At 42.8% G+C, this 25,516-nt stretch carries 21 protein-coding genes; 2 read left to right on the plus strand and 19 right to left on the minus strand.

The features are described 5' to 3' along the window. Positions 1 to 37: 37 nt before the first annotated feature. The 11 genes from hisD to NR125_RS17480 form a co-directional block, all read right to left on the minus strand. Positions 38 to 1,321, minus strand: a complete 1,284-nt coding sequence (gene hisD / locus NR125_RS17430; protein ID WP_071156306.1) for a histidinol dehydrogenase — start codon at positions 1,319 to 1,321, stop codon at positions 38 to 40. 57 nt (positions 1,322 to 1,378) lie between these two features. After that, a complete protein-coding gene (locus NR125_RS17435) occupies positions 1,379 to 2,140 on the minus strand; it encodes an SDR family NAD(P)-dependent oxidoreductase (protein WP_071156308.1) in 762 nt (253 codons plus the stop codon). A gap of 12 nt (positions 2,141 to 2,152) precedes the next feature. Beyond that, a complete protein-coding gene (locus tag NR125_RS17440) occupies positions 2,153 to 3,094 on the minus strand; it encodes a 3-hydroxyacyl-CoA dehydrogenase family protein (RefSeq protein ID WP_256815829.1) in 942 nt (313 codons plus the stop codon). 427 nt (positions 3,095 to 3,521) lie between these two features. Beyond that, entirely contained in the window at positions 3,522 to 4,589 is a 1,068-nt protein-coding gene (locus NR125_RS17445) for a M42 family metallopeptidase (RefSeq protein ID WP_256815830.1), read from the minus strand. Positions 4,590 to 4,649: 60 nt separating this feature from the next. After that, on the minus strand, positions 4,650 to 6,266 hold the full coding sequence (locus NR125_RS17450) for an ABC transporter substrate-binding protein (RefSeq protein WP_009332124.1): 1,617 nt from the start codon (positions 6,264 to 6,266) through the stop codon (positions 4,650 to 4,652). Positions 6,267 to 6,621: 355 nt separating this feature from the next. Further along, a complete protein-coding gene (locus NR125_RS17455; RefSeq protein ID WP_009332126.1) occupies positions 6,622 to 7,887 on the minus strand; it encodes a cytosine deaminase in 1,266 nt (421 codons plus the stop codon). Next, positions 7,877 to 9,145 carry a cytosine permease gene (codB, locus tag NR125_RS17460; RefSeq protein ID WP_009332129.1) on the minus strand — a complete coding sequence of 423 codons (1,269 nt, stop codon included), beginning with the start codon at positions 9,143 to 9,145 and terminating at the stop codon, positions 7,877 to 7,879. The genes NR125_RS17455 and codB overlap by 11 nt, the downstream gene beginning before the upstream one ends. A gap of 14 nt (positions 9,146 to 9,159) precedes the next feature. Then, positions 9,160 to 9,291, minus strand: a complete 132-nt coding sequence (locus NR125_RS17465) for a hypothetical protein (RefSeq protein ID WP_256815831.1) — start codon at positions 9,289 to 9,291, stop codon at positions 9,160 to 9,162. A gap of 156 nt (positions 9,292 to 9,447) precedes the next feature. Beyond that, positions 9,448 to 10,332 carry an alpha/beta hydrolase gene (locus NR125_RS17470; protein ID WP_071156311.1) on the minus strand — a complete coding sequence of 295 codons (885 nt, stop codon included), beginning with the start codon at positions 10,330 to 10,332 and terminating at the stop codon, positions 9,448 to 9,450. 441 nt (positions 10,333 to 10,773) lie between these two features. Beyond that, positions 10,774 to 11,130, minus strand: a complete 357-nt coding sequence (locus tag NR125_RS17475; RefSeq protein ID WP_009332132.1) for a SpoIIAA family protein — start codon at positions 11,128 to 11,130, stop codon at positions 10,774 to 10,776. Positions 11,131 to 11,394: 264 nt separating this feature from the next. Further along, positions 11,395 to 12,285 carry an acyl-ACP desaturase gene (locus NR125_RS17480; RefSeq protein WP_009332133.1) on the minus strand — a complete coding sequence of 297 codons (891 nt, stop codon included), beginning with the start codon at positions 12,283 to 12,285 and terminating at the stop codon, positions 11,395 to 11,397. Between the two features lie 330 nt (positions 12,286 to 12,615). On the opposite strand from NR125_RS17480, the gene NR125_RS17485 reads away from it, so the two are divergent. Further along, complete coding sequence (locus NR125_RS17485; RefSeq protein WP_009332134.1) at positions 12,616 to 13,659, plus strand: C40 family peptidase; 1,044 nt, start codon at positions 12,616 to 12,618, stop codon at positions 13,657 to 13,659. A gap of 101 nt (positions 13,660 to 13,760) precedes the next feature. Here NR125_RS17485 and NR125_RS17490 read toward each other — a convergent pair whose 3' ends face one another. Then, entirely contained in the window at positions 13,761 to 14,333 is a 573-nt protein-coding gene (locus NR125_RS17490) for a hypothetical protein (RefSeq protein ID WP_071156313.1), read from the minus strand. A 42-nt stretch (positions 14,334 to 14,375) separates the two neighbouring features. Between NR125_RS17490 and NR125_RS17495 the strand changes: the two genes are divergently transcribed. Continuing rightward, positions 14,376 to 14,531 (plus strand): hypothetical protein, encoded by a 156-nt coding sequence (locus NR125_RS17495; RefSeq protein ID WP_009332136.1) that lies wholly within the window; start codon positions 14,376 to 14,378, stop codon positions 14,529 to 14,531. A 62-nt stretch (positions 14,532 to 14,593) separates the two neighbouring features. Here NR125_RS17495 and NR125_RS17500 read toward each other — a convergent pair whose 3' ends face one another. The 7 genes from NR125_RS17500 to NR125_RS17530 form a co-directional block, all read right to left on the minus strand. Next, a complete protein-coding gene (locus NR125_RS17500; protein ID WP_071156335.1) occupies positions 14,594 to 16,576 on the minus strand; it encodes a bifunctional metallophosphatase/5'-nucleotidase in 1,983 nt (660 codons plus the stop codon). Positions 16,577 to 16,657: 81 nt separating this feature from the next. Further along, positions 16,658 to 19,438: a DUF6359 domain-containing protein gene (locus NR125_RS17505; RefSeq protein ID WP_256815834.1), complete on the minus strand. Its 2,781-nt coding sequence runs from the start codon at positions 19,436 to 19,438 to the stop codon at positions 16,658 to 16,660. A gap of 226 nt (positions 19,439 to 19,664) precedes the next feature. Further along, on the minus strand, positions 19,665 to 20,231 hold the full coding sequence (locus NR125_RS17510) for a LysM peptidoglycan-binding domain-containing protein (protein WP_009332144.1): 567 nt from the start codon (positions 20,229 to 20,231) through the stop codon (positions 19,665 to 19,667). Positions 20,232 to 20,426: 195 nt separating this feature from the next. Then, on the minus strand, positions 20,427 to 21,044 hold the full coding sequence (locus tag NR125_RS17515) for a cell wall hydrolase (RefSeq protein ID WP_071156316.1): 618 nt from the start codon (positions 21,042 to 21,044) through the stop codon (positions 20,427 to 20,429). A 241-nt stretch (positions 21,045 to 21,285) separates the two neighbouring features. Next, entirely contained in the window at positions 21,286 to 23,022 is a 1,737-nt protein-coding gene (locus tag NR125_RS17520) for a methyl-accepting chemotaxis protein (RefSeq protein ID WP_071156318.1), read from the minus strand. Between the two features lie 123 nt (positions 23,023 to 23,145). Continuing rightward, a complete protein-coding gene (locus NR125_RS17525; RefSeq protein WP_009332147.1) occupies positions 23,146 to 24,339 on the minus strand; it encodes a phosphopentomutase in 1,194 nt (397 codons plus the stop codon). A gap of 2 nt (positions 24,340 to 24,341) precedes the next feature. Beyond that, positions 24,342 to 25,502 carry a YhfX family PLP-dependent enzyme gene (locus tag NR125_RS17530; RefSeq protein WP_009332148.1) on the minus strand — a complete coding sequence of 387 codons (1,161 nt, stop codon included), beginning with the start codon at positions 25,500 to 25,502 and terminating at the stop codon, positions 24,342 to 24,344. Positions 25,503 to 25,516 lie beyond the last annotated feature (14 nt).

The following is a 25,516-nucleotide window of genomic DNA, read 5'->3' on the forward strand; positions in this document are numbered from 1 at the left end:
GCCTGAATCTAGACAGAGAAATTATAACAGATTTTGCTTACTTCACGAGGCTGCCATATCGCTTCACACGAAGGTCAGCTTGTGCCTGGTGTCCTTTAAAGCCTTCAAGGTCGCATAGACGGGATGCATATTCACCGATTTTTGCACTTGCTTCAGGCGTTGTTCTCTGGTATGTGCATGTTTTCAGGAACTTGCCAACCCATAGGCCGCCAGTGTAGCGTGCTGCCTTTTTGGTAGGAAGCGTGTGGTTTGTACCAATGACTTTATCCCCGTAAGCAACATTCGTTTCCGGCCCAAGGAAAAGCGCTCCATAGTTGGTCATGTTTTCAAGGAAGTAGTTTGGATCCTCAGTTAATACCTCCACGTGCTCATAAGCCAATTTATCCGCTTCCACTACGGCTTCTTCCAGGCTGTCAACAAGAATGATAGAACCGTAATCTTTCCATGCCGCGCCTGCAACATCTGCTGTTGGAAGAGTCTCCAGCTGGCGTTCAATTTCTGCCACTGTTTCGTTCGCCAGTTTCTCTGAAGTTGTAATCAGGCATGCCGGAGAGTTAGGTCCATGCTCAGCCTGTCCTAATAAATCGGTTGCAATTATTTCGGCATCGGATGTTTCATCCGCAATGACAAGAACTTCGGTTGGTCCTGCAAACAGGTCGATTCCCACTCTGCCATATAGTTGACGCTTTGCTTCTGCAACAAATGCATTACCAGGGCCAACCAGCATATCAACCGGCTCGATTGTTTCCGTTCCGATTGCCATTGCACCCATCGCCTGGATTCCGCCAAGAAGGTAAATCTCGTCAGCGCCTGCAAGATGCATCGCGGCTACGGTTGCGGAAGGAATTTCTCCTTTAATCGGAGGTGTACATGCAATTACGCGCTTAACGCCTGCCACTTTCGCTGTCAAAACACTCATGTGGGAGGAAGCAACCATCGGGTAGCGTCCGCCGGGAATATAGCATCCTACACTGTTTACCGGAATGTTTTTATGGCCAAGGAACACGCCAGGCAATGTTTCTACTTCAATATCCTGTAATGCTGCTTTCTGGTGCTCGGCAAAATTGCGGATTTGCTCCTGAGCAAATTTAATGTCATTGATCGTTTGCTCAGGTACAGATGCCACAATCTCCTGAATTTGCTCATCACTTAATCTGAATTGTTCCGGTGACCATTTATCAAACTGCTCAGAAAGCTTGCGGACCTCTGAATCGCCGTTCTCTTCAATATTTTTAAGAACCGCGCTTACCGCTTCCCTTACTTTTACGTCTGCTTCCTGTACTTCTTGATCATTTTTCCCCTGTTTTAAGAAAGTTACCATTTGATATCACTCCAAGTTATATATTTTTGAATACGTATGCAAAAAATCTGTAAAAAATTAAATGGCTGTCCATCCGCCATCTACTTTTATCGTATCACCCGTAATAAACTTTGATAGATTGGAAGAAAGGAATAGTGTGGCTGCCGAAACATCACCTGCATCCGCAAGCTTTCCAAGCGGAATCCTGCTGTAGACTTCCTTTTCGAATTCCTTGTCTTCGAACATTTTTGAAGTCAGCTCCGTTTCAATAAAGGTCGGAGCCACTGCGTTGACATTAATCCCATGGGAGGCCCATTCCACCGCAAGTGCTTTCGTCAGCTGTACCATGCCGCCTTTGCTGGCACAATAAGCCGCCCGCTTGTAATAGCCGACAAATGCCATCTGGGAAGCAATGTTGACAATTTTGCCGGATTGATTCGGGATCATATATTCGGCTGCTTTCTGGCTGCAGAAGAAAGCCGCTTTCAAATTGGTATCAAGCGTCAGATCCCAATCCTCTTCCGTCACTTCCATGGCAGGCTTGGCCCGGTTAATTCCAGCGTTATTGACCAGCACATCGAGAGAGCCCATATAATCTGCGGCCGCTTCTGTCATTCTTTGAATCTCTGAAACATTGTTTAAATCAGCGGAAACATAGAAACTGCTGCGATTGAATTTTCTCAGTTCTTCGGTTGTCTGCTGCAGAGCCTCTTCATTTCTCCCCACGATTACAACCTTCGCTCCGTTTTTGGCAAAGGAAAGGGCGATATCCCTTCCGATTCCTTTGCTTCCGCCCGTCACAAGCACCGATTTATTCTCCAGATCGGGAAAGTTCTTCATACCATTCCTCCATCAGATTAATTGGATTCCCAGATCCTTTTTCAAAAAGCGGATCAGCTCTTCTTCCCTCTTCTGGTTGTATTGTTTGGAAAAATCCTCATCCCACTTGTAGTAGCCTTCACCCGATTTATCGCCGAGCTTCTGTTCTTCTACAAGCTTCTTTAAAATCGGCAGGGATTCCTCAGCACTGGATAAATGCTGGAACAGATAATCAGAGATGGCCGAGAAGACATCCAGTCCGCCCATATCGGCCGTCATCAGCGGGCCAGAAACCGGCAGCCTGCGTCCAATGCCGTAAGTAACTGCATCATCAATATCTTCTTTACTCGCGATGCCTTCCTCCAGAAGATACTGGGCTTCGCGGAAGAGTGCATATTGAAGGCGATTGCCGACAAAACCGGGAATTTCTTTTTTCACTTCAATCGGCTTTTTCTTCATTTGCTTTAAAAGCTGAAAAGATCTTTCCACAGCTTCATCGCCAGTCTTCTCACCCCGTACGACCTCTACGAGAGGAATCAGATGAGCCGGGTTCCAGAAGTGCGTCACCACTGTCCGTTCCGGAAATGCTGTCTCGGAGGCAATCTCCGTTGGACTGAGGCCGGAAGTATTGCTGGCCAGAATGACATCTGGAGCACAAAGAGCGTCAAGACGCTTAAATAAGTCAATCTTTAATTGAATGTTTTCCGGTACAGCTTCAATTACAAAAGTAGCATCCGTGACCGCTTCCTCAACAGATACGGTCATTTTAATATTTTCCTGAATTTGGGCAGCTTCCGAATCGGATAAAATACCGTTATTGAGCATAACCTCAAGCTTCTTCAGCATATTGGTCCAGCCCTGTTCCAGGTCGGCGTCACTAATGCCTTGCATTTTCACACTCAGTCCGGCCCAGGCCGCATTAAGCGCAATGGAATAGCCCATCGTGCCGCACCCAAGTACAGCTATTCTCTCCAATCGCTCACCAACTTTCTGAAATTTCTACTTTTTGAATACGTATTCAATATACTATGTAAGCGCTATAATTTCAAGTTGAAATACTAAATTATGAAATTATTTTGTGTTTGTCTCATCCGGGAATGCAGTGTTTACAGGGGTTTCCCGGGTTCAATCAAACGTTTGATTGATTTTAAGATCAATCCCTGCCAGGCCGCTGCTTGGGGGACAGGTTGACTGTCCCCTTTCCCGTGAATGTGAACATTACTAATAGAAACGGGAAACCCGCAAATAGAATAGCTCATTTTGCAAATAGATTGCTTGAATCTGCATATAGAATGACCAAACCTGCATATAGAGGGGAGAATTCCGCAAATAGGCCGTTTCGCACGACTGCTTTTATAAAAAAAAGACAGAGAGCTTGATCCCCCTGTCTTCTCTTATATGATTATGTATCTAAAAACGTCTTTCCCTTCAGCTGATCCAATGTCACAACAAAGTCGTGCAGCAGTTTGTAGGAGTTTTCCATATCATCCAGGTCGACTACTTCAATAGGAGTATGAGTATAACGGGATGGGATTGAGATAACACCCGTTGTGACGCCTTTATTTGTCATATGTATGGCTCCGGCATCAGTTCCAATTCCCATGAAAACTTCATGCTGAAAAGGAATATTCCCTTCTGCCGCCACTTTTTCGAGGTGCTGCGTGATAAGCGGATGGGCAATCAGTGATTTATCAGCAATTTTGATGCAAGGTCCGCTGCCAAGGCTTCTCGTGCCTGTCATTAGGACATCAAATGTGTCGCTGGTTGGGGTTGTGTCAAGTGCCAGCGCAAAGTCAGGATCTACGGCAGCAGATACAACGGAAGCCCCTCTCAATCCTACTTCCTCCTGAACCGTAAATGCTCCGTAGATGTCGCCATGCTGTGTCCCATTTCCTCCGATGTTTTGAAGTAAGCGGATCAGTAGTGCGCAGCCTGCCCGGTCGTCCAAGGCTTTGCCAATAACACGGTTATTTCCTATTTTTTTGAACTCTGTGCCATAGCTGATGGGCTGTCCAACCTTTATTCCCATTTCCGCGGCTTCTTCTGCTGTGCGGGCTCCAATATCAATATAAAGATCACGGTGGCTGGAAATGCGTTTTGGATCATCCCATTTCACATAGTGGGCTGAAATGGTTCCGATCACTCCATCCACAGTGCCATTTTCAGAACGGATCTTAATTGGCAATGATAAAAGGATCCGGTCATCGAATCCGCCTAGTTTTTCAAATCGGATTAACCCATTGTCTTCAATCTTTTTTACAATAAATCCAATTTCATCGGTGTGAGTTGCAATGACTAAAGAAGGGAAATCCGCGCTGTTCCCTTTCTTTTTCACAATCAGGTTTCCTACCGGATCGACGTGGTATTCATCTACATAATCCTTCACTTCATTTAAGATAAATCTTTGAACATCCTGTTCAAAACCGCTGGGACCCACAATATCACATAGGCCTTTCAATAATTCATACACAGTGAAACCCTCCCTTTAATTTGAAAAGAAATCCCCCGCGTTTGCAGGGGCTTCTTGCTGTTAATTCGTCAGGTAAACCTTCGTAAAATCATCATCCTCCATTGGGTGTGCAGTGAATCCCTGGACATAGCCTGCCATTGCGATTGGCGGTGTTGTATGTGCAAGAGTCACCCATGGGGCATCCTTGTGGAAAATTTCCTGAGCCTGCTCGTAAAGCTTTGCACGTTCGTCCTGATCAAATGTTACACGGGCATCCTGCAAAAGCTTCGTGAATTCTTCGTTTTCATAGAACGCACGGTTGCTGGCAGGTTTAGCAGTATTCGTTGCACTCAGGTTCGGGAAAAGGAAGTTATCCGGATCGGCCATAACGCCTGTCCAGCCGTATAATCCCATTGGGTGTTCCCCGTTTCCTGACTTTTGAAGGTACGTTGCCCATTCATAGGTAACGATTTCCGCTTCAATTCCGATTTTCTTCAGGTCTGCCTGAATAGCTTCCGCCACCTTCATTGGCTGCGGCATATATGGTCTTGGATTGCTCATTGCCCAAAGCTGGGTTTTAAATCCATCTGGATATCCTGCTTCTGCCAATAGTTTTTTCGCTTCTTCCACATTGAATTTGTAGTCTTCAATGCTGTCATTATAACCCCACAGCACAGATGGGAATGGATTTTTTGCTACCTCTGCATAACCATTATAGAAAGCATCCACAATGGCTTGTTTATCAATTGCCATATTGACCGCCTGACGTACTTTTACATCATCGAAAGGTGCCATTTGCGTATTGAGAACCATATAGCCAATGTTAAAGCTTGGGCGCTTTACAAGACTAAGCTGTGAATCGGCTTCTATAGTTGTTGCATCATCGGGGTTTAAGCCATCGATGATATCCACTTCACCAGCTTGAAGTGCAGTCAGGCGTGAAGAATTTTCAGGAATAACCCTGAAGATCAGCTCATCAAGATATGGCCCTTCACCTGCATAATTTTCATTTTTCTTCAGTACTATTTTGTCATTGTGCTTCCAGCTATCAAATACGAAAGGACCTGTTCCTACTGGATTTTCAGAAAACTTGTCACCGTGCTTTTCAATCGCGGCCGGACTGGCAATTCCAAACATAGGAATAGCTAAGTAGCTGATAAACGGAGCTGTCTTTTCAGTTAATTTAAACTCAACTGTGGATTCATCCACTGCTTTTACATACTCGATTTTATGGTTTGGATCGCCTTTAAAGCCCCCATATAAGAACGGATAGTATGGAAAATCCCCTTTATGGTAGGGGTTTTCGGGATCCATCCACCGGTCGAAGTTAAACACGACGGCATCTGCATTAAAATCTGTTCCATCCTGGAACTTAATGCCCTTTTTAAGGGTAATGGTCCAGGTCATTCCATCATCAGAGACTTTGTAAGACTCCGCCAATCCTGGCTGGACTTCAAGATTTTCGTCATATACAAACAAGGTTTCAAAGATATTGCTTGTTACACGGATGGACTCTCCATCTGTTACATTGATTGGGTCCAGCCCAATAGCGTCAGCACCCCGGGCATAAATTAATGAACCTCCCTCTTTTGGTTCACTGCTGTTGCCTGATGCTTCTTCACCGCCTCCGGAACATGCTGAAAGCAGCAATGAAAGAATCAGTAAAATGCTTAATGCTAGTGAAGATTTGCCTTTCATCGTTATTTTCCCCCTTGTGTTTTTTATGTAAGCGGAGCTGAAAATCAGATGCCGCTATTTCCAAAGTAAAAATGACTGACTAAATTTTATATATTTTGATTTTTCATATTTTTTAATAAAAATTAGTATATCTTAGATTAACGAAATATTCTACTATATTTTTAGAGTCGAAATATATAGTATCGGGATTTATCCTTTGTTAATCCATTTGTAAACGTTTACATTCAATTCCTGTGTTTTATAATAATTTTTTTTACATTTAATAGTAAAAGAAAACTATTAATATAAAAATATATTCATTTCCCTCACAACATAAAAAGACTGACCCAGTCAGCCTGAGCCAGTCTTCTAGCTATCATTTATGAAAGTTTACTTTCTCTTTTATCTCCCCAAACATCACAGATGTCTCGCTTGGTTTCGTTTCAGCAATTACTTTTCCATTTCTTATGGAATACTTGACAGCCGCCTGACGCCTGATCGCTTCATACTCATTTTCCGAATCAAGAATGATCAGGTTGGCCGGTTTCCCCTCTTCAATTCCATATTTATCTTCAATATTTAATGTTTTGGCACTGTTATTTGTAATCAGGTCAAAGGAGTTAACAATTTGCTCATAGCCCATCAGCTGTGACACATGGATCCCCATGTGGAGCACCTGCAGCATATTGCCGGTGCCAAGCGGATACCATGGATCAAAGATATCGTCATGGCCGAAGCTTACATTTAGCCCTGCTTCAAGCAGTTCTTTTACTCTTGTAATCCCTCTGCGCTTCGGATACGTATCAAAGCGGCCCTGTAGATGGATGTTTACGAGCGGGTTGGCGACAAAATTAATATTTGATAGCTTTAACAGTCTGAACAGCTTGTAGGTATAAGCATCATTATACGAGCCCATTGCCGTTGTATGGCTGGCTGTTACCCGGCTGCCCAATCCGCGTTCATAGGCTTCCGCAGCCACTACTTCCACAAAACGCGACTGCTCATCATCGATTTCATCGCAATGGATGTCGACAAGGCGGTCATATTTTTCAGCAAGGTCAAAGGCAGTTTTCATAGAAGCAACGCCGTATTCTCTTGTGAATTCGAAATGAGGAATGCCTCCTACCACATCTGCGCCCATTTTCAGTGCTTCCTCCATGAGCTCCGCACCGCTTGGATAAGAATTGATCCCCTCCTGCGGGAAGGCTACAAGCTGGAGGTCCACATAGTCAGACATTTCTTCTTTAACTTCTAAAAGGGCTTTTAAAGCAGTCAGAGTGGGATCTGTTACATCCACATGAGTGCGGACATGCTGAATCCCCTGGGCGATCTGCCATTTCAATGCTGTTTTTGCCCTTGTTTTTACATCTTCATGTGTGAGGGTTTCTTTTCTTTGTGCCCATCTTTGAATGCCTTCAAATAACGTTCCGCTCTGGTTCCATTCCGGCTCTCCGGCTGTCAGGGTTGTATCCAGATGAATATGGGGCTCGATGAAGGGTGACGAAGCAAGGGATCCTGCAGCATCAAGGATTTCGTGGCCCGCTTCCGCTTCCCCTTGTGATAAGCTATGAATCTTTCCCTCTTTAATCGTTATATTCCAAAAGCCTTCACGGCCTCTTAGTTTCACATTTTTAATAATCACTTCTTAATTCCCCTTCCCTGACTGTCTTCTTACCTTGTAAAGCAGCAGCCAATTTTGATACTAGGACAAATGTTACGGCTGATCCTAACAGCGAGTTGATTGGCGGGATTCCCGGCACAAAATTTGCAATGGCCACGCCGGCTGCCCATGCTAGGATGGCGATCCAGTTAACAGCCTTAAACTTCATATCTGCAAACTTCTTATACTCTCCGCGATTCACGATAAAGTAATCTGCTAAGATGATAGCCCCGATGGATGGCAGCGTCGATCCCAGAATTGTCAGGAACCCGACAAAGTTGTTGTACAGCCACATGGCCGCAATCGTTCCGATAATCCCGTTGAAGATGACAACCTTTCCTTTTCGGATCTTCAAAATGCTCGCAAACCCTAAGCCTGATGCATATAAAGCGTTATCGTTCGTTGTCCAGATATTTAAACCAAGGACCAGTATCGCCGGGAAAATCAGCTTTTGGATGAACATGACTTCTGAAATATCAGATTGCCCTGTTGCGATTGCACCAATTGCACCGAAGAGGAACATGATAGAGTTTCCGATGAAGAAGGCGATGACTGTTGATACTACTGCTGAACGTTTTGTATTTGAGAATCGCGCGAAGTCCGGAGTCAGCGTACCTGCACTGATAAACGAACCTACGCAAATCGTTAAAGCTGCTGCCAGACTAATGGCCTCTGTTGGCTGATATTGCATAAGCCCCTCCAGGCCGCCTGCTGTTTCTGTCGCTTTAAAAACCGAGAAGCTTCCTAGAATAGTGATTAAAGGGACAGCTACGAAGCTCAGGATTGCCAGTGCCTTCATGCCGAAGAAGGCTGTGCCTGTCATCAGCAGACCTGCTGCTGCAATCAGGAGGTACGCATCAATTCCCGTTACTTTCTGAACCGGCAGCGCAAACATCGCTACCCCAACGCCAAACCACCCAACCTGAGTCGCAGCCAGCAAAAAGGATGATAGGTAAGATCCTTTTTCACCGAAGGCATAGCGGGTAAGCAGGTGCGTTGATAAGCCTGTCTTTGCGGCAATATAAGCAAGGGCTCCTGTATATGCACCTAAAATCAAGTTGCCTGCCAGAACGATTCCTATAAATTGAATGAACGTTAATCCTGTTCCAAGCGTTCCGCCTGACCACATGCTGGCTGAGAAGAAGGTCAGACCGAGCATCACCACAAGCATTTTCCAAAAACCGTTGCGATGCCCCTGGGGTACCGCCTCTAACGAAAAATCCAAATCTATTTTTTTCATACCAATTCCTCCATTCATTTTTTTGGACTGGTACCGAAGGATTTTCGATAGTAGTGGATGGAAAAAGAAAAAGGCTTCTCGCCGTTTTCCGACAAGAAGCCTTTTTCCTGCATGAAGAACCCATGGGCAGGCTGCACCTCACCCATTGGCATCATACTTCCGCTGTCCTTGTCAGCCTCACGGGACTGATTTAAAGGTACCAGTATTTAATTGTCTATTATTATTTCAGAAATATAGACAGGTGTCAATTATAAATAAATGGATAATTAACAAAGGGGGTGACACTGTTATCATTATTTTTATTACTTTTCTATAAATTGATACATGTACTCCATCGCATCAGGCAAGGTTTCTTTCCATACCTTCCATTCATGGTCGCCATCTACCACTCTAAACTCAACCAGCTCAGGCTGGTGCTCTCTTAGATTCTGGTAAAGAACAGCAGCATGGTAAGCGATATCAAATGTATCATGGTCTCCGGAGTTGATGTATAAAGGAACCTTTATACCCTTTTGCTTGTAGGCATCGATATATTGTGTATAGTTCAATTCAGCCCATTTCTCAGAGTCAAACTGACCATCCTTTTGGAAGGTGGGGTGCGTTCTTCCTGATGAATGGCTTGGAGGCTCAGGTACATAAACCGCAGGGCTTAAAGCTGCTCCTGCAGCAAACCTTTCAGGATATTTTAAAACAAAGTTAACCGTTCCATAACCTCCGGCTGATAGACCCGCAACCAACCGGCCTTCTTTTTCCTCAATCGTTCTCCAGGTTTCATCAATATGAGGGATCAAGTCATTCATGAATGCAGTTTCTGCAGCTTCATTGTTGCCATCAACCCACCAGCTTTTGCTGCCCGGCATGACAATAATCGATGGAGGTATGACTCCTTTCGAAATCAATTTATCAGCTGTTTTCTTTACATTCCCGTTTTGTACCCAATCATATTCGTTTCCCCCAGATCCATGGAGAAGATACAGAACAGGATATTCTTCACCTGAATTTTTATATTCAACTGGCAAATAGATATTGTAATTATAATCCCGCCCCAAGGTTTCTGAACTAAAGCTTTGATGGATAATCTGGCTGTTGCTCGATTTTGGCGTTGTAATATTATCGGCAAAAGAAAGACTGGGAATAAACATGGCTAACAATAAAACAAAAATATACAAAGTTTTTCGATTGAGCATGCCTATGCCTCCTAAAGTTTTTTCTTACAAAAGTTATTACAGCCTTAAAATAATCCTAAACCCATCAATTCCTATAAACAAAGTGAATTTTATCCGCGTAATATTCCCCCTTTTCGTTGTTAATCACATTATTCTGAATTTATAGAAAATATGTACATTTGGCTTTATTCTACCTTATTAACTATTCACCCTTTATCAAAAGGAAAAATAAGTAAAAAGAAGCAATCCTTTTCACTGCGAATATGAAAATAGTAATAGATCTCCAGCCGATCGAGCTATAAGAGGGTTACAGAGGTAAGTAAGAAGTTGATCATTACAACAACATTAAAAAAAAACAGAGCTGCCGGATAAATTACGGCAGCTCTCTAAATTTACAATTTATTCAAATCGCTGTGGGACGCATTATTATGAAATAAGAAAATTTTCGGGTTATACTTGAAGCTATTCTTTGATCCACAACCAGGCTTCCTCCAGCTGATGGCCTTCAAAATATTCGACCTTGATCCCAGGCAGGTAGTTCGTGAGCTTTGATACAGTGCCTATCCAGTCTTTATCACTGACCACAGCAAATTTATTAAACTGTTTCCACCTTTTTATATCAAATTCCATTCCTTCCGTGGCACCTTGGAAAGTGGTCCCGTCTACATCAGTCATAATGGCCAGAATATTGAACTTCTGGTCATCTTTAAAATTTTCTCTCACGTATTGATCCAGTTTTTCAGCATCTTCCTTGGTTGCATTGCCATTAAAGGCGAGGGCGATGGTAGAAGGAGAACGGGATTCTATGAATTGCAGCATAATGATTACCTCCAGTTTGTTTTATTGAGGTAATTTCCCGGTTCATAGGAATGCAAAACTATCGGTGAGGAGCTTTTTGTTGGAAATAGGGTACTATTTGCAGGTTTTTGCTCTTTATTTGCAAGACTGTTATTCTATTTGCAGAATTGAATACTTTATTTGCAAGATTTGCCTTCTATTTGCAGATTGGAAAACTCAATTTGTAGCGTTCACAATTCGGTTCTTTTCAAACAAAAAAAGAACCAGCCCCGCCGGTTCTACAAATTATTTCTTGCTGTAAAACCGATCTCTCACCCTTTTTAAGCGAGCATGATAGTTCAGGATATCAAGTCTTGCTTTCTCAGCTTCAGGTGCAATCGGCCTCAGCTTCTCAATTTCCCAATACTCTATAATGACATCCAGGACCTGATCAAAATATTCAAGCGGGCCATAATTGGCCTCTTTTGCGATGATAGCCATCCGATCCTCAAAGTCCGGCATGACTGCACCTGGCATTTTAAAGTTCATGATGACGTTCCCCAGATAGTAGCAATAATTAGGTTCCAATTGCAGGTGATATTTAATAACGTCCCTGTAAAAAGCATAATGAAGGGTCTCATCTTTAGCCAATCGCCTCAGCAAGCTGGATAATTCCTTATCATGAGGCCCTGCCACCTTCGCCACATTATAGTAAAACACCATGGTGGCCAGCTCCTGCATGGAGGTATAAACCATCGTTTCAAATGGCGTATGGAAATCAGGATTCCAGCCATTTTCCACTGTTTGCTTATGAAGCTGGTGAAGCCTGCCCGGATGGACATTGCGCGTGATTAATAGATAGGTTTCAAGCAGATTGGAGTGCTGATCCTCTTCCGCTGTCCATGTATGCACAAATTCCTTTATGACACTCAATGAACCTTTAAATGTCTGGTCCAAATAAGAGGTGAACCATGGGAGATTCACTTCTGTTAATAGAGCTGTCTCCACAGCCGTAATGACGGACTCCGGAAGTGTCACCTGACTCTCATCCCAGGGAACGCGTCGGAAATCCTGCGCTTTATCCCATGGGAGAAATTCGTGATAGCCCCAGTCTATTTTTTCAGCACGTTTTTTATGCTCGTCATACAATTCCCTTACCTTAGGCTCCAGACGAAAATCGAGATGATTTGTTAACAAGTACAGACCTCCATTACAAATGATAGTATTTATGACTAAATTGTATGACCTGTTACTAAATTTACTATATCACATTCTTTCTTTAACTAACTAATATAAATAATGAATTTTCAGCAAATTAGTACTTTAAATACTATTTGTTTCTATTTTTATACATATTTACCGGTATTTCGACATCAGCTCTCAACTGTTGACTGCATTCGCATCGACATAGGTCGACAGTCATCGGTTTTTACGAATATATTGTATAAGAATGTAAAAATATAATCCTTTTGGACGATAATTATGGTAAAATTATTTAAAATATGTCGACAGGAGTGGATCGGAAAAGTGAAAAAACAGATTGTCACAATAGCAGCCGCGGCTATGCTTTCTTCTGGTTTTGCAGCTAAGGCTTCGGCTGATACCCATGTGGTGAAGAAGGGAGATACTTTATACCAGTTAGCCATAAAATACAAAACCACTGTGACAGAGCTTAAATCTATTAACAAATTAAGTTCAGATTCCATTTATATTAATCAATCACTCCAAGTGCCTGGCACAGCAAATAGTGCTCCATCTGTTAAACCGCCAGCCCCGGCTCCAGCTAATCCCAGTGCAGTCAATACATATACTGTCAAATCAGGCGATTCTTTGTCTAAAATTGCCCTGAATCATAAGATCAGTTTAAGAGATTTAATGAGCTGGAATCAGCTTACTCACCATATTATTCACCCTGGACAGGTCTTGAGGGTTTCAAAAACAGCTTCAGGCAATAATGATAAGGAGCATTCTGCGGACCCTGCACCTCCGCCAGCCTCAGCTCCTTCTGGGAGTTCTGGCAATTATACCGTCGTTAAAGGTGATACGCTGAGTCTAATCGCCAGCAGGAATAATATAACTGTCCAGCAGATTAAAGAATGGAACAAACTCAGTTCTGACCTGATTTTTATAGGGCAAAAGCTCACATTAATCAAGGCAGGCCAGAAGCCGTCAACAGAAAAACCTGCAGAAGAAGTAAATGAAGGAAATAGTTCTGCGTCTACTGTTCTGGCTGAAGCTCAAAAATATATCGGCGTCCCGTACAAGTGGGCAGGCACTGCACCTGATGGGTTTGACTGCAGCGGATTTATCTATTATGTACTAAATAAAACCGGATCCGCCCTGGGAAGGTATTCAACCGACGGCTACTACAGCCGCTCGTATTATATTAATCAGCCTCAGCCCGGTGATTTAGTATTTTTTGAGAATACATACAGACCTGGCATTTCACATATGGGCTTTTATATAGGGAACAATCAGTTTATTCATGCCAGTTCCAATGGGGTTGAAGTTACAAGTCTGGAGAATTCTTATTATAAGAAACATTTTGATGGATTTAAGAGATTTTATTAGGCACCTTAAGCAGGTGTCTTTTTTTCATTTAAAAAAACCGCCGATGGAAAAAAACGGCGGTTTCCTATTAAAGTTTAAGTCTTCCAACATCATTTACTTTTTTAAAAACAGTTTGCAACCACATTTGTAAGGTTAAAAAAGTCCAGTAAGGCAGATTTTGTACTAGCTGCTAAACCATCAGAAGCACTATTTAAGGCCTTTCTAATAGAATCACTTCTTGAAAATCCATTGTAGCGATACTTATCATAATAGCTCTTAATTTTAGAAACAGCCTTTGTGACTCCTCCAAGAGCCTTAATTGCATCCTTCACTTTTAATATTTTCGAGAATGGCAGTCCGTTGCTGACCAGTGCAATACCTACAGCGGCAACACAGCCAGAAACACTTAATGCCTGAATTGTACCTTCTTCAGGTGGAGCTGTCTCACTAAAAAAAAGATTTTCCTCAGAATCCACCGTGACGTATAAGCCAGTCTTATTTTCTAACCATTGTGCTGTTTTTTGTGGACCTTGCTTAACTATTCCATTAGGAATCTTTTCTATTGCACCCAGGATTAATTCAGTTTGTTCAAACATTTCATTATCAATAGCTACCTCTTCTTCTGTAATGGCAGGTTCCTCGGCTAAAGCTAGTCCTGTAGTTAAAGAACTAAACAAAAATACTAAAAAACCCATTTATGTAAATTAAATGAAGTTTTAAAAAGGGGGGTGAAATAATTGTTGAAAGAGAGACTTCCATTAATTGGCGCTTTGTGTTTATTAATCTTAACAATTACAAATTTTACTGCGCCAAATGAATCTATCACTGGTATTGTAGGTATTGTTTTGTTTATTTTTGTACTGATTTTGTATTTTATTTCAAGAAAAAAATAATGTAGAAAAGCTTCTTTTAGACAAAAAAACCCGATCTAATGTTAGATCGGGTAAATTTATTACTAGTTCTGTACGATAAGCTTCTGAATATTTTCTATACCTCTAAGTTCTACCAATTCACTTTGCTCAACAACTAATTCCTTCACTTCTGCACCGCTAAAGTCTACGATGATCGGCTCTTTCTTTGGTGTTACACGGACACTCACGTTCTTAAGTCCTTTGCCCTGCAATACAGCAGAGTTTTTGAGCCAGATGCCGTTTTTGATTTCTGCGGATTCTTCTACATTAATAAAAGAAACCTTGTTCACTACTAGCTTCTTCTTTTTATCATCAGTAAGATTATATTTCTTTTCAAAATCCAGCTCTGTTACTGGCGGCAGACTGTCAACATCTACAATTCTGCCCTCCACTGCTGGTGTGATAGTACCCAGGCTGGATAGGTGTTCCGCAAAGTTTTCCCAGTCGGAAAGTCCAAGATCTGTTACCCGTCCCTCCTGGTATGCTTTTGCGAAAACTGTATAACCATCTCCGCCTTTGGCTGTGAAAGCATTGGTAGCGATTGTGTATGTTTGATTATCCTGGATTTCTGTGTATGTGCCCTGATCATTTTTATAAGCGATCGAAACGATTCGCTCATCGGCAGGCTTTGTGGAGTCAAATTCTACTTTTGCACCGGACACATGCAGGAAGCCGCCGTTTTCTGCCGGATACTGACCCATACTGATTTCAAAAGCCTCTTTTAGTTCAGCTCCCGTCAGCTCCATAGTTGCTAATGTGTTGCCAAATGGGAGAACAGTTATCACTTCTCCAACAGTGATTGGTCCTGCGTCAATCCCTGCACGAATACCGCCTCCATTTTGAAGAGCCATGATGACATTGCTGTTATACTGCTTGGCTTTTGCAAGCATGCCGTCTGTAATTAGGTTGCCTAGCGCTGTTTCATTTTTCCGTACACTTGGTCCTGTGCTATCTCCGCTTGTCCGCGGATTCTCGAGTGCAGTCACCGTTTCTGCGCCAATTTCAGTGTTCTTTAATTCCTGTATTTGTGAGGAGTATTTTTCAAGAAGCACTGCAGCTTCAGGATCCTCTGCTTTATCCGATATTTTAACAAGCTTACCAGCTTGCCCAATTACTGTTCCTGCCTCATCAAATTGTACATCCAGTGTTCCGAGATAATTATTGTACTGGCCGGCTTGAACAATGACAGTAGGGTCCTTTGCTGCTCCTGTTTCATCAGCTGCCACAACCACTGGCTCATTTAATTGCGTATGGCTGTGTCCTCCCACAATCACATCAATCCCATCTACCTGAGCAGCCAAAGTTAAATCATTATCCACATTCGGATTATCATCATAACCAATATGAGTTACAGCCACAATTTTATTGATTCCCATACCCTCGAAAGCTTTTACTGCTTTTTCTGCTTCTTCGATATAGTCCTCGAATGTAACATCACCAGGACTGGAAATACTCGCCGTCTCAGCTGTAGTCAAACCAAAAAATCCTACTTTTTCTCCATTAACTTCTTTGATGATGCCATTATATATTTTTCCATTAGCAGGTTCGCTTGATATCACATCACTGAATAATCCCTGCAGGTTTGCATCCTTAGAAAAATCTACGTTCGAACTGACAAATGGGAATTGTGCACCTTTTACAAAGTCAGCCAGTGCTTTATGCCCTTCTGCACTTGAACCCAAGTCGAACTCATGATTTCCGAAAGTCATAATATCATAGCCCATCAGATTCATGAATTCCAGGTCAGCTTGTCCAAGGAATTTATTAAAATATAATGTTCCGGAAAAAACATCTCCTGCATCAACAAGCAAGGCGTCCGGATTTGCTTCTCTTACTTCCTTTACAGCTGTCACTTTTTTAGCGGCGCTGTCCATATTGGCATGTGAGTCATTGGTATGCATTAAGGAAAGTGTAAAATCTGCAGCTGATGATTCATTTGCTGAAACCAGGCCTGCCGGAACGGCTGTAGAGATGGTTAATGCTGATGATAAGGTTAAAACTGATAATACTTTAATAGGCAATTTCATGAATACTGCTCCTTTCAGAAGTTGATTTGTTTTATAAAGTGAGAGATTGAAAGCCGGAGTATTAAACTCCGGCTTCAACTGCTATGCTGCTTCCTCTTCCTCATACGGAGAATCTATTTCTTCCCCCTCCGAATCTTTGAAAATAATATGAGACGTATCCGCTTTTTTCCCAAGTGTCCATTTTTGGACATTTTCGGCACCGCGGATTTCCACAACTTTGCTGCTTTCGACCATGACTTCCTTTATATCTGATCCTGTTAAATCGACAATTGCTCCTTTGTTGGCAGAGCTGATAACCACTTTTGTATTTCTCAGGCCTTCGCCTTTAACCGCGGCGGATTTCTTCAGCCACAATCCTTGCGAGAGGCTGGATGTTCCATCCATAATCACCAAGGCATTATGTGGTCCAACAACGAATTTCTTCGCGTGGTAGTTTACTAGATTAAAAACATGATCATATTTAGGCTCTTCCGGTTTAACTGCCGGCTTTAAGCTTGTCTGAATCATGACAGGGTCATGGTCACTTGCACGGCCGTGTTCTTCCATGAAGCCAGAGTTAATATGAAGAATATCAACCTCTGTTTTCTTGGCAAGGTTGTTGGATACTAAAATATGATCCAGCACCTGTGCATTTCCCTGGTAGTTGTACGTATAGCGTTCTTCTGCCCGAACCTTTTCAATCATGTTGGTTAATTCATCGCCCTTTAATGCCTTTAAAGGATTGGAGAATTCAAAATCATTAAAGTCGCCAAGCAGGACGATATTGGCATTAGGGTCTTCTGCTTTTACATCCCTTACGAAACCGTTAACCACGTTAGCGATTTTCATGCGCTGAATTTCACTGTTTAAGACGGGAGGCTGCACTTTGCCGAATAACGGAAGATCCCCGCCTTTCGAGTTAAAATGGTTAGCTACGACAATAACGCTTTCGCCCTTGAATTCGAACTGGGCCGCCAATGCTTTGCGGCTATCTTCAAATGCTTCATTGGCGGGATCAATGCGTCCTGGGTTTAGCGTTAATTTGCCGTCTTCAAAATCAACCGCATCCGTTGCTGACCCTTTTTCGCCTTCCGATAATGTTACCCTTTCAGCGTTATAAAGGAAGCCGACACGGATGTTTCCTCCCGGCTGGCCGCCATCCTGTTTATCTTCTGGAGCGATATCTGTGTATGTGTAAGCTGGACCGCCCAGTTCTTTTATTTTTTCAATTAATAATGCTGCACTTAGATCGGCTTCTGTTGTGCCGCTATCTGTTGGTCCGTCATTATCCTGAACCTCTGTCAGACCAATGATATCCGGGTGCTTCATATTTTTAACGATTGCTTCTGCTAATCTCGTAACCTTTTCCGCATCCGTTTTTGTTGAGAAGTTTTCAACATTATAAGACGCGATGGTTAATTGATCTTCTTCAGGGATAAGACTTGTTTCTTCTCTTGCCGCAGGGCCTTCCTCAAATTCCGGCAATGAATCTGCATCACTTAATACTTTATAGTTGCTGAATCCGTAGCTGACGACACCCTGGACGCTGCCTTTAAAGCTGTCGCCCATTTTGGCAACAAAATCTTCATCGTTAATATCCAATGTGATTCTCTCAGGATTATAATCATTTTCTGAAATGCGCAGTCCGCCTGCCGCCGTGTTTGTTTCAACATCTCCTGGAACAACCACAAGCTCACCGTATTTTTGAGGCGCAACTACTTTAGGGTTGTCCACCTGAACAAGCATGCCTTCCAGGCTTTCATAAAAATCGATTCCATCCTGCTCCGGATCAAACTCACCAAAGCTGTCATTATCGATCACTTCAGTTGGCAGGTTTTCTTTACTGAGAATGACTGGAGCCGGAAGCTCCTGGCCTGACGCTATTTTATTAATTGCTGAAGCATTAATTTCGGTTACAGGCAAATCTGTCTCCAGTTTTTCAGCATAGCCGTCAAGTACCCATTCTTTAATCTGTCCTGTTACTGTAACCACATCGCCCGCTTGTGCTCCGTGATTTTTCTTGTAAACGAGAATTCCTTCAGAAGTATTAGGATCCTGGTCAGGCTGCAGGTCCTGCATATAGAAATTGTTTGCATCTGCCACTTTTGTGACGATGCCTTCCACATCCGCAGCATATTGGTTGGCATATTCTGAATAATGCCCTGCACCTTGAATATCATGAATGCGAAGTCCGCCTAATGCAGGCGTATAAGTAAATTCAGCTACTCTGCTGTCTGTTAAGCCTTCTTTAACAGCAAAGGCTTTAATGGTTGTTCTTTCATTAATGACAATCGGATCAGTATATGTATCACTTTGAGAAGTTGGCTCTGATCCATCCACCGTGTAATGAATGACTGCTCCTTCCGTTTCTGTCGATAAAACAATACCTGTTCCCTGCTTAACTGGACCTGCTTCAGGGGAAGCTGTTACAGCTGAAACTTTTGTTGGGTCTGTTTCTTCCACCCAAGAATAAGCCGATGAGTTCTTTAATCCTGGAACACTAAAGTAGGCTTCCAGTGAACCGGTAATTTGAACTTTCTTTCCAAGATTATCAGGGTTGTCCACCAGGTTTAATCCTGATCTCACATACCCGCTCGGAAGCTGAACCGGCAGTATTTTACCGGGATCTCTTTCATCGGGTGAGTCTGCCATGGCAATATTGGTTGCCATTGTAAACGGACCGCTATGGCTATAGCTTGAAGTACTCTTTGTAACTCCTACAATATAACCTTCGACTGTGGCAACTCCGTTATTATTCGCAATAGCTTCTGCCACAGACTTCACTTCTTCTGCACTTGCCGTGGCAAAAGGACTAAAAAGACTAAGAATCAAAGCAAAGACACTAATAAAACTAAGCAACTTTTTCCGCTGCTTTCCAATCATGTAATCCACTCCTATTTCCTTATTTTAAACGTTTACATGACACTACCATTCTAGTAAATCACTCTTCTTTTTGGTATACAATCTGATATTTGTAAAAATTGAGTAAATAAGTAAAAATGAGAAAATACTCCTGTTTCATAAATAAGCCTAAAAACCCAGATACGCACTGGAGATATTTTTTCCCAAACAAAAAGAGAATCCCCGACAGGAATTCTCTTCATTTCTATTATTTATAAACTTTAATAGTTACCGTTTTGCTGCCCCATTGCAGGGCTTTCTGTTTGTTTGGAATGAAGACGTCAATCTTATTGCCTCTTACTGCAGAGCCTTTGTCCCCTGCAATTGCCTCTCCATATCCAGGTACATAAACTTTTGATCCCAGTGGAATAACCTTCGGATCCACCGAAATCACCTTGGCGTTCGGGTTCTTTTTCAGGTTGATTCCTGTATAAGTAATGCCGCTGCACCCTTTGCAGCTGGCAGTGTAGGCAGTCGCTTTCACTTTAATTTCTTTATAGGCTTTCGTTGATGCAGCCTTTACAGCTGTCTTTTTAGGTGCTGCAGCTTTTGCTGAAGCTCCAGAAACCTTTAGAACCTGCTTTGGTTTGATATTATCTGAAGTCAGTTTATTCCATGATTTAATTTGCTGTACAGTAACTTTATGTTTTTTAGAGATGGCCCAAAGCGTATCTCCTTGTTTAACAGTATACGTATTTCCAGCGGCTGAAGTGACATTGGAAAATCCAAACGATAGAAAAACAGCTGTTACCAGATAAATTACTAGTTTTTTCATGATATCTCCTTTATGTCCCTTGATAGGAACATATTAACACCATAAGATAACAGAGAGATTTCAGTAAAACTCTTTTTTTGTTACAAATTAAAACGCTTTTAATATTTTTGTAATATAAATTACCAGATTTTCTTCTAATTATTAGAAGAACTAAATAAGGCACCTTCCCCGCTTGATCAGGAAAGGTGCCTCAATTTAGTAGGCAAAATTGTGACTGCCGATTTGTTTAATGACTGTTCTAGTAAATATCCATTGATCTGTAGCTGTATAAGGATTGTAATAATAGATTGCACCGCCCGTTGGATCCCATCCATCAAAAGCATCTCTTACTGCCTGATAAGCTTCAGCATCGGGCTGCAGCCAGTACTGACCGTCATTCACAGCTGTAATGGCATTCTTTTGAAAAATAACATTGGAGAGAGTATCCGGGAATTCATTGGACTCCATACGATTAAGAACGACAGCCGCAACTGCCACTTGGCCTTCATAGCTTTCCCCGCGCGCTTCCCCATAAACCACATGAGCCAGCATGTCCACATTTCTAAGCATTTCTGCTGTGTTAACTCCTACAATGCCATCAGCTGCTAAACCGAAATCATATTGAAAGTTTCTTACTGCATTCTCTGTTACCGTTCCATAATATCCTGTATTGTCTGTATTAAAATAACCAAGCTTTTGCAATGCTGATTGAATATATGTAACTTCCGGGCCTGCTGAGCCATTCTTTAGAACAGCAGCATCTGCCTTGGGCTGGCTGAAGCTCAGCACAAATACCATTGCGGCTGCTGCCGCGATCCACTTTATGTAATTCATTTGAACACTCCTCTTTATGTAGATATGTCGAAAGCTGGGCTGCCCTCCTTTTGATAAGGTAATAAGTTCACCTTTGCTTGTTTCCCTAGATGGTCCGTGAGAAAACTCAGTCAAATGGTTTATTTTTTCAAACGGGACAAAGGGGACATTTTTGGTGTCACTTCTAGAAATTCTCTTTCAAATATCATTCAATTTTAGTAACTAAATAAAAAACCGCTCTCTATAGAGAACGGCTTCCATCTTATAATCTAAACTTCTCCACCGACTGTTCCAGCTGTTTAGAAAGCATACTCAGCTGAACGGTCAGCTCTGAAATCTTTTCTACCGCATCCTCCTGCTGGTCTGTTGAGGCTGCGACTTCGCGGGAAATTTGTGCTGTGTCTTTAGACAGACCCGCAAATTCATCAATGGATGCAGAAATCTCTTCTGATCCGGCAGAGAGCTCTTCTGTTACAGCAGAAACCTCCTGAATTTCCCCAGTAACACCTTCAACAGCATGCAGAATCTGATTGAATTTCTCTCCGGCACTATTGACCAGAACGGTGCCTTCTTCCACTTTACCTGAGCTCGCATGCATATTTCCGACTGCCTGTTCAATGGACGATCTAAAGTGATTTAGCTTTTCGGCAATTTGTGCAGCAGATGCTTTTGAGCCTTCTGCCAGCTTTTTAACCTCCTGGGATACAACCGCGAAACCTTTGCCATGTTCGCCTGCTCTGGCTGCTTCAATGGCTGCATTTAATGCAAGCAGATTGGTTTGCTCTGCTATGCCTGAAATCAGGTTCACAATATCCTCAATTTCAATAGCCTGCGTACCCAGCTCTTCTATAAATAAGGAAGAATCATTTACAGTCTTTTTAATCTCATTTATCTGCCGGATGATGGATTGAATTTCATCAAATCCTTCTTTTACCTGCTGTGTAACTGTATTGGATTGTTCGCTCACATCTGTCGAAGCTTCCGCAATACGCTGTATGCCTATGGCCATTTCTTCTATTGCTTTTGCAGATTCCTCACTTCTGATCAGCTGTGTATCAGTAGCCCCTGCCACTTCCTGAATCCCTCTGACAATCAGGCTGCTGGCCTGGCTGATTTCTTCCATCTTGTTTTCTATCTTACCCGAGGAGACCAAGAGGGCTTCTGAAGATGCTTTTATATCTTCAACCATTTCTTTTGTGTGATGTGTCATTTTTTTGAATGACTCTGTAACAAAGCTAATTTCGTCCTTCCCTTTTACATTAATGGAATTAGCCTTCTCTTCTGCTCCGCGAAGATCTCCATTAGCCATCAATTGAGCTGCTGAACTGATATTTTGCAGCGGGTGCAGTCTTTTTTTGACAAACCAGGCCAGAACGGCAACAACTGCAAGGATTAACAGTATATTTATCACCAGGTTCATTGGGAGCTCTTTTTGCAGTACTTGATCTGCAATGCCATTTACATCATCGGCATTGATGTCGACACCTAATATCCCGATTACTTTTCCATCGTTTTTAATTGGCACAAAGGCAGAAAGATAATCTCCATATTCCGGATCGTGAACGATCGGTGAGCTTGATGTTTTTCCATCAAGTACAGAAGAAATATCTTCAAATTTTGCAGCCGTCGTCAGTGTCTTAATATCTGCTGCCATTTCCGATCCTTTCGGCATCCCATCAACCATGATAAGGACTTCTTCCTTTTCGGGATCAGCCATCAATGTATAAACGTATAATGCACCTGTCTTATCACGAAAATCATTCAGCTGTTCCCGAAGTTCCCAATAGGTTTCTGTCTGATCGGGTTTCTTCAAAAATTCTTCATATTTTTCTGTTTCCATTTTTGAAGCTATATTATCTGCAATATTTAAACTAAAATTTTCAATAGAGGACTCTACTGAATTTTTCGTGCTTAAATAAAGCATGGTAATATTACCGAGTAAAACAACTGCCATTCCAAGTGCCATAACCATTGCAATTCTAGTGCTGAGCTTTTTCATATATTTCACTCCATTAGTAAATATTTCATAAATGGATTATAACTTTTAACCCAGTAAAATAGCACTAGTAAAATCAGGAAATACACAAAAAATACTGAAACCATTTTGGCTCCAGCATTTCTCTCAATCCATAATCATTTCCAAAAAACTATCGCCTTCCTCAGTCGCAGGCAATCTAAAAAACTCGCTAAATGTCGCCCCAACGTCAGCCATCGAATTACGCTTCCCTATGTTCACCGATTTTACCCGCTTCCCGGCAGCGAGTATTGGAACGTATTCCCTTGTATGGTTGGAATGTCCAATGGTCGGGTCGTTGCCATGGTCGGCCATAATAATTATTAGATCCTCCTCTGCCATCTTGGGCAGGAATTCTGCGAGCCACTGGTCGGTTGTATTCAGCAGTCTGGCATACCATTCAGCATCCTCAGCATGTCCGGCCAGGTCTGTCTCCTGTACATTAACCAGAAACGCCGCGTCCTCTTTTTCTTCCAAATAAGACTTCTCTAAAACTCGCAAAACCATTTCGGTATCCACAATCGGATCTGCAGGTCCTTCTCCATGCAAAACATCTGCCGTTTTGCCAATCCGATGTACTTTAAGGCCATGTCTGGCAGCTATCATCGGAAATTGTCCGTCTATGTTTACACCGTAGCCCATGTGATAGACTTCATAGCCTTTGCCGTACACCTTGGCCTTCGGGGCATCCACTCCCCACTGGCCGGAATTTTTTTCATGAACAACTGACAGGATATGTTCGATGGTTGTATAGGGTCCTCCAAAAGCAATCACACGGCTGGTGTCTACGTTCTGGCGGACAATCTTTCCGACTTTCTTTAACTCCTGGAAAGGCATTTTATTAAAATCAGCGGTTAAATTGATGATATTTCCTAATGAAGATTCAAGATTATCCCCAATGACACAGGCACCGTTTACAAGCAGCACCGGCCTGTCTTCCCATGGGTATTCAACCTGGCAGCCTGCTTCTGTTAATGCTTGTGCCAAATCCGGATGAATATCCTTCATCAACCTTTTATTTGAGCGCTTCGGGCAGCTTCCGGCAATTTCCTGATGCCCGAGGTACGTATCTGCCCCGTGATGGGCCAGTGCCGAGCATCCGTAAGCATTGGCAGGGGCTGCCTTGCCATCGACAAGCGTTCCCAGCCCAAGCTGATATAGAGTTGGTATGTTTAAGAAATCAACCGATTCCCGGATATGCTTATAGGTATTGGCCCTGCAGTCACCAGGGCTGTACTCTCCACAATCCTCCATTGCCCCGATGCCAAAGCTGTCAATCACCAGCAGAATTGCTTTTGCCATCCTTACCACTTCCTCTCAAAGTGAACCAATTCCGGCTTTCCGCTCTGAATTCCTTTTACCAGGGCAATATGGGCCCTCGTGACAAACACCTGGGTACGGAAAGAGAAAACAGCTGTATCACCTTCAGAAATCTTACAGCCGTTCGGTTTCTCAATCGCGCCATAGTAATCAATCGCTTCAGGAGCCGGTTCGATTGCTTTTACATACTGCCTTAATATGTCTTTTTCATTGTTTCCGACCAGACACCCGGTTAAATGGGAGCGTCCGTAATAGCCGCCGCCAATGACGTAATAATGCTCCTGATCCTGGTGGGACACTTCCGTTACATATACAATGGCAGGTTTCTCAGGGAGATTCCGGTAAGCATGCAGCGGGGTCGTTCCGGTGAGGGCATGTCCCGGTTCTCCATGTGTTACACCCTGTTCTGCCAGGAACGGTATGGTTTCACAGCTGGTCGCACTTGGACCGTTTACCTGCTTTACAATAATGCCCTTTTTCTCCAGAACCTCTTTTGCTTTTAGGAGGGTTTTAAAGTTAGGAGTCGGCTCCATGCTTCTCCTGTCCTGAGATATCTGAAGGTTCGGGAAGGTCGTGACGCCTGCTATGTTAATCCCTGGAAGCCCGGCCAGTTCGAGAAGCTCTTCATCCAGCCTTTCCAATCGAAAGCCGCCCTGCTGTCCGGGATAAATCATATCGCCTTCTGCATACACCCTGAGAAGTACATCCTGCACCATGCCTGATTGAACAGCTGCATCAGAAAGCTGTCTGGCACGCGCAAGGGAAAATAGGGTAATGACTTCCGGATTCCACGACAGCACTTCCGGCCACTGATTTTTCCCCGGCTGAACCAGGTGGCCGACATTTCCTAGTTTAACGCCGCCTTCTGCCAATGTTTTGGCTTCGTCGAATTCAACAGCAACCGCTCTTTCGATTCCGTGCTCTGCAATAAACTGGCCTATAAACGGAAGCCTTCCAAGCTGCTTGCTCATGAAATAAAGCGTAAAGTCATGATTTTTTGCCGTTTCTGCCAGAGCTTCTACATTCTCTCCGAGTATATCGAGGTCAATCACGTACGTATTCGGGGGTATTTGCCCGCTTTGGTGCAAAGTGACACCTGATTGAATAAGCTTAGGATTTCTGCGCTTTGTTACATCTAAAAACATTGAAGCTTCCCCCT

Source organism: Cytobacillus sp. Bac17, from assembly GCF_024519925.1.
Taxonomy (GTDB): Bacteria; Bacillota; Bacilli; order Bacillales; family Cytobacillaceae; genus Cytobacillus; species Cytobacillus pseudoceanisediminis.

Bases quoted from the DNA above. Each gene is read 5' to 3' on its own strand.
- hisD (WP_071156306.1), bottom strand. From the start codon at position 1,321: ATGGTAACTTTCTTAAAACAGGGGAAAAATGATCAAGAAGTACAGGAA.
- NR125_RS17435 (WP_071156308.1), bottom strand. From the start codon at position 2,140: ATGAAGAACTTTCCCGATCTGGAGAATAAATCGGTGCTTGTGACGGGC.
- NR125_RS17450 (WP_009332124.1), bottom strand. From the start codon at position 6,266: ATGAAAGGCAAATCTTCACTAGCATTAAGCATTTTACTGATTCTTTCA.
- codB (WP_009332129.1), bottom strand. From the start codon at position 9,145: ATGAAAAAAATAGATTTGGATTTTTCGTTAGAGGCGGTACCCCAGGGG.
- NR125_RS17465 (WP_256815831.1), bottom strand. From the start codon at position 9,291: ATGGGTGAGGTGCAGCCTGCCCATGGGTTCTTCATGCAGGAAAAAGGC.
- NR125_RS17470 (WP_071156311.1), bottom strand. From the start codon at position 10,332: ATGCTCAATCGAAAAACTTTGTATATTTTTGTTTTATTGTTAGCCATG.
- NR125_RS17475 (WP_009332132.1), bottom strand. From the start codon at position 11,130: ATGCTGCAATTCATAGAATCCCGTTCTCCTTCTACCATCGCCCTCGCC.
- NR125_RS17490 (WP_071156313.1), bottom strand. From the start codon at position 14,333: ATGGGTTTTTTAGTATTTTTGTTTAGTTCTTTAACTACAGGACTAGCT.
- NR125_RS17500 (WP_071156335.1), bottom strand. From the start codon at position 16,576: ATGAAATTGCCTATTAAAGTATTATCAGTTTTAACCTTATCATCAGCA.
- NR125_RS17505 (WP_256815834.1), bottom strand. From the start codon at position 19,438: ATGATTGGAAAGCAGCGGAAAAAGTTGCTTAGTTTTATTAGTGTCTTT.
- NR125_RS17510 (WP_009332144.1), bottom strand. From the start codon at position 20,231: ATGAAAAAACTAGTAATTTATCTGGTAACAGCTGTTTTTCTATCGTTT.
- NR125_RS17515 (WP_071156316.1), bottom strand. From the start codon at position 21,044: ATGAATTACATAAAGTGGATCGCGGCAGCAGCCGCAATGGTATTTGTG.
- NR125_RS17520 (WP_071156318.1), bottom strand. From the start codon at position 23,022: ATGAAAAAGCTCAGCACTAGAATTGCAATGGTTATGGCACTTGGAATG.
- NR125_RS17525 (WP_009332147.1), bottom strand. From the start codon at position 24,339: ATGGCAAAAGCAATTCTGCTGGTGATTGACAGCTTTGGCATCGGGGCA.
- NR125_RS17530 (WP_009332148.1), bottom strand. From the start codon at position 25,502: ATGTTTTTAGATGTAACAAAGCGCAGAAATCCTAAGCTTATTCAATCA.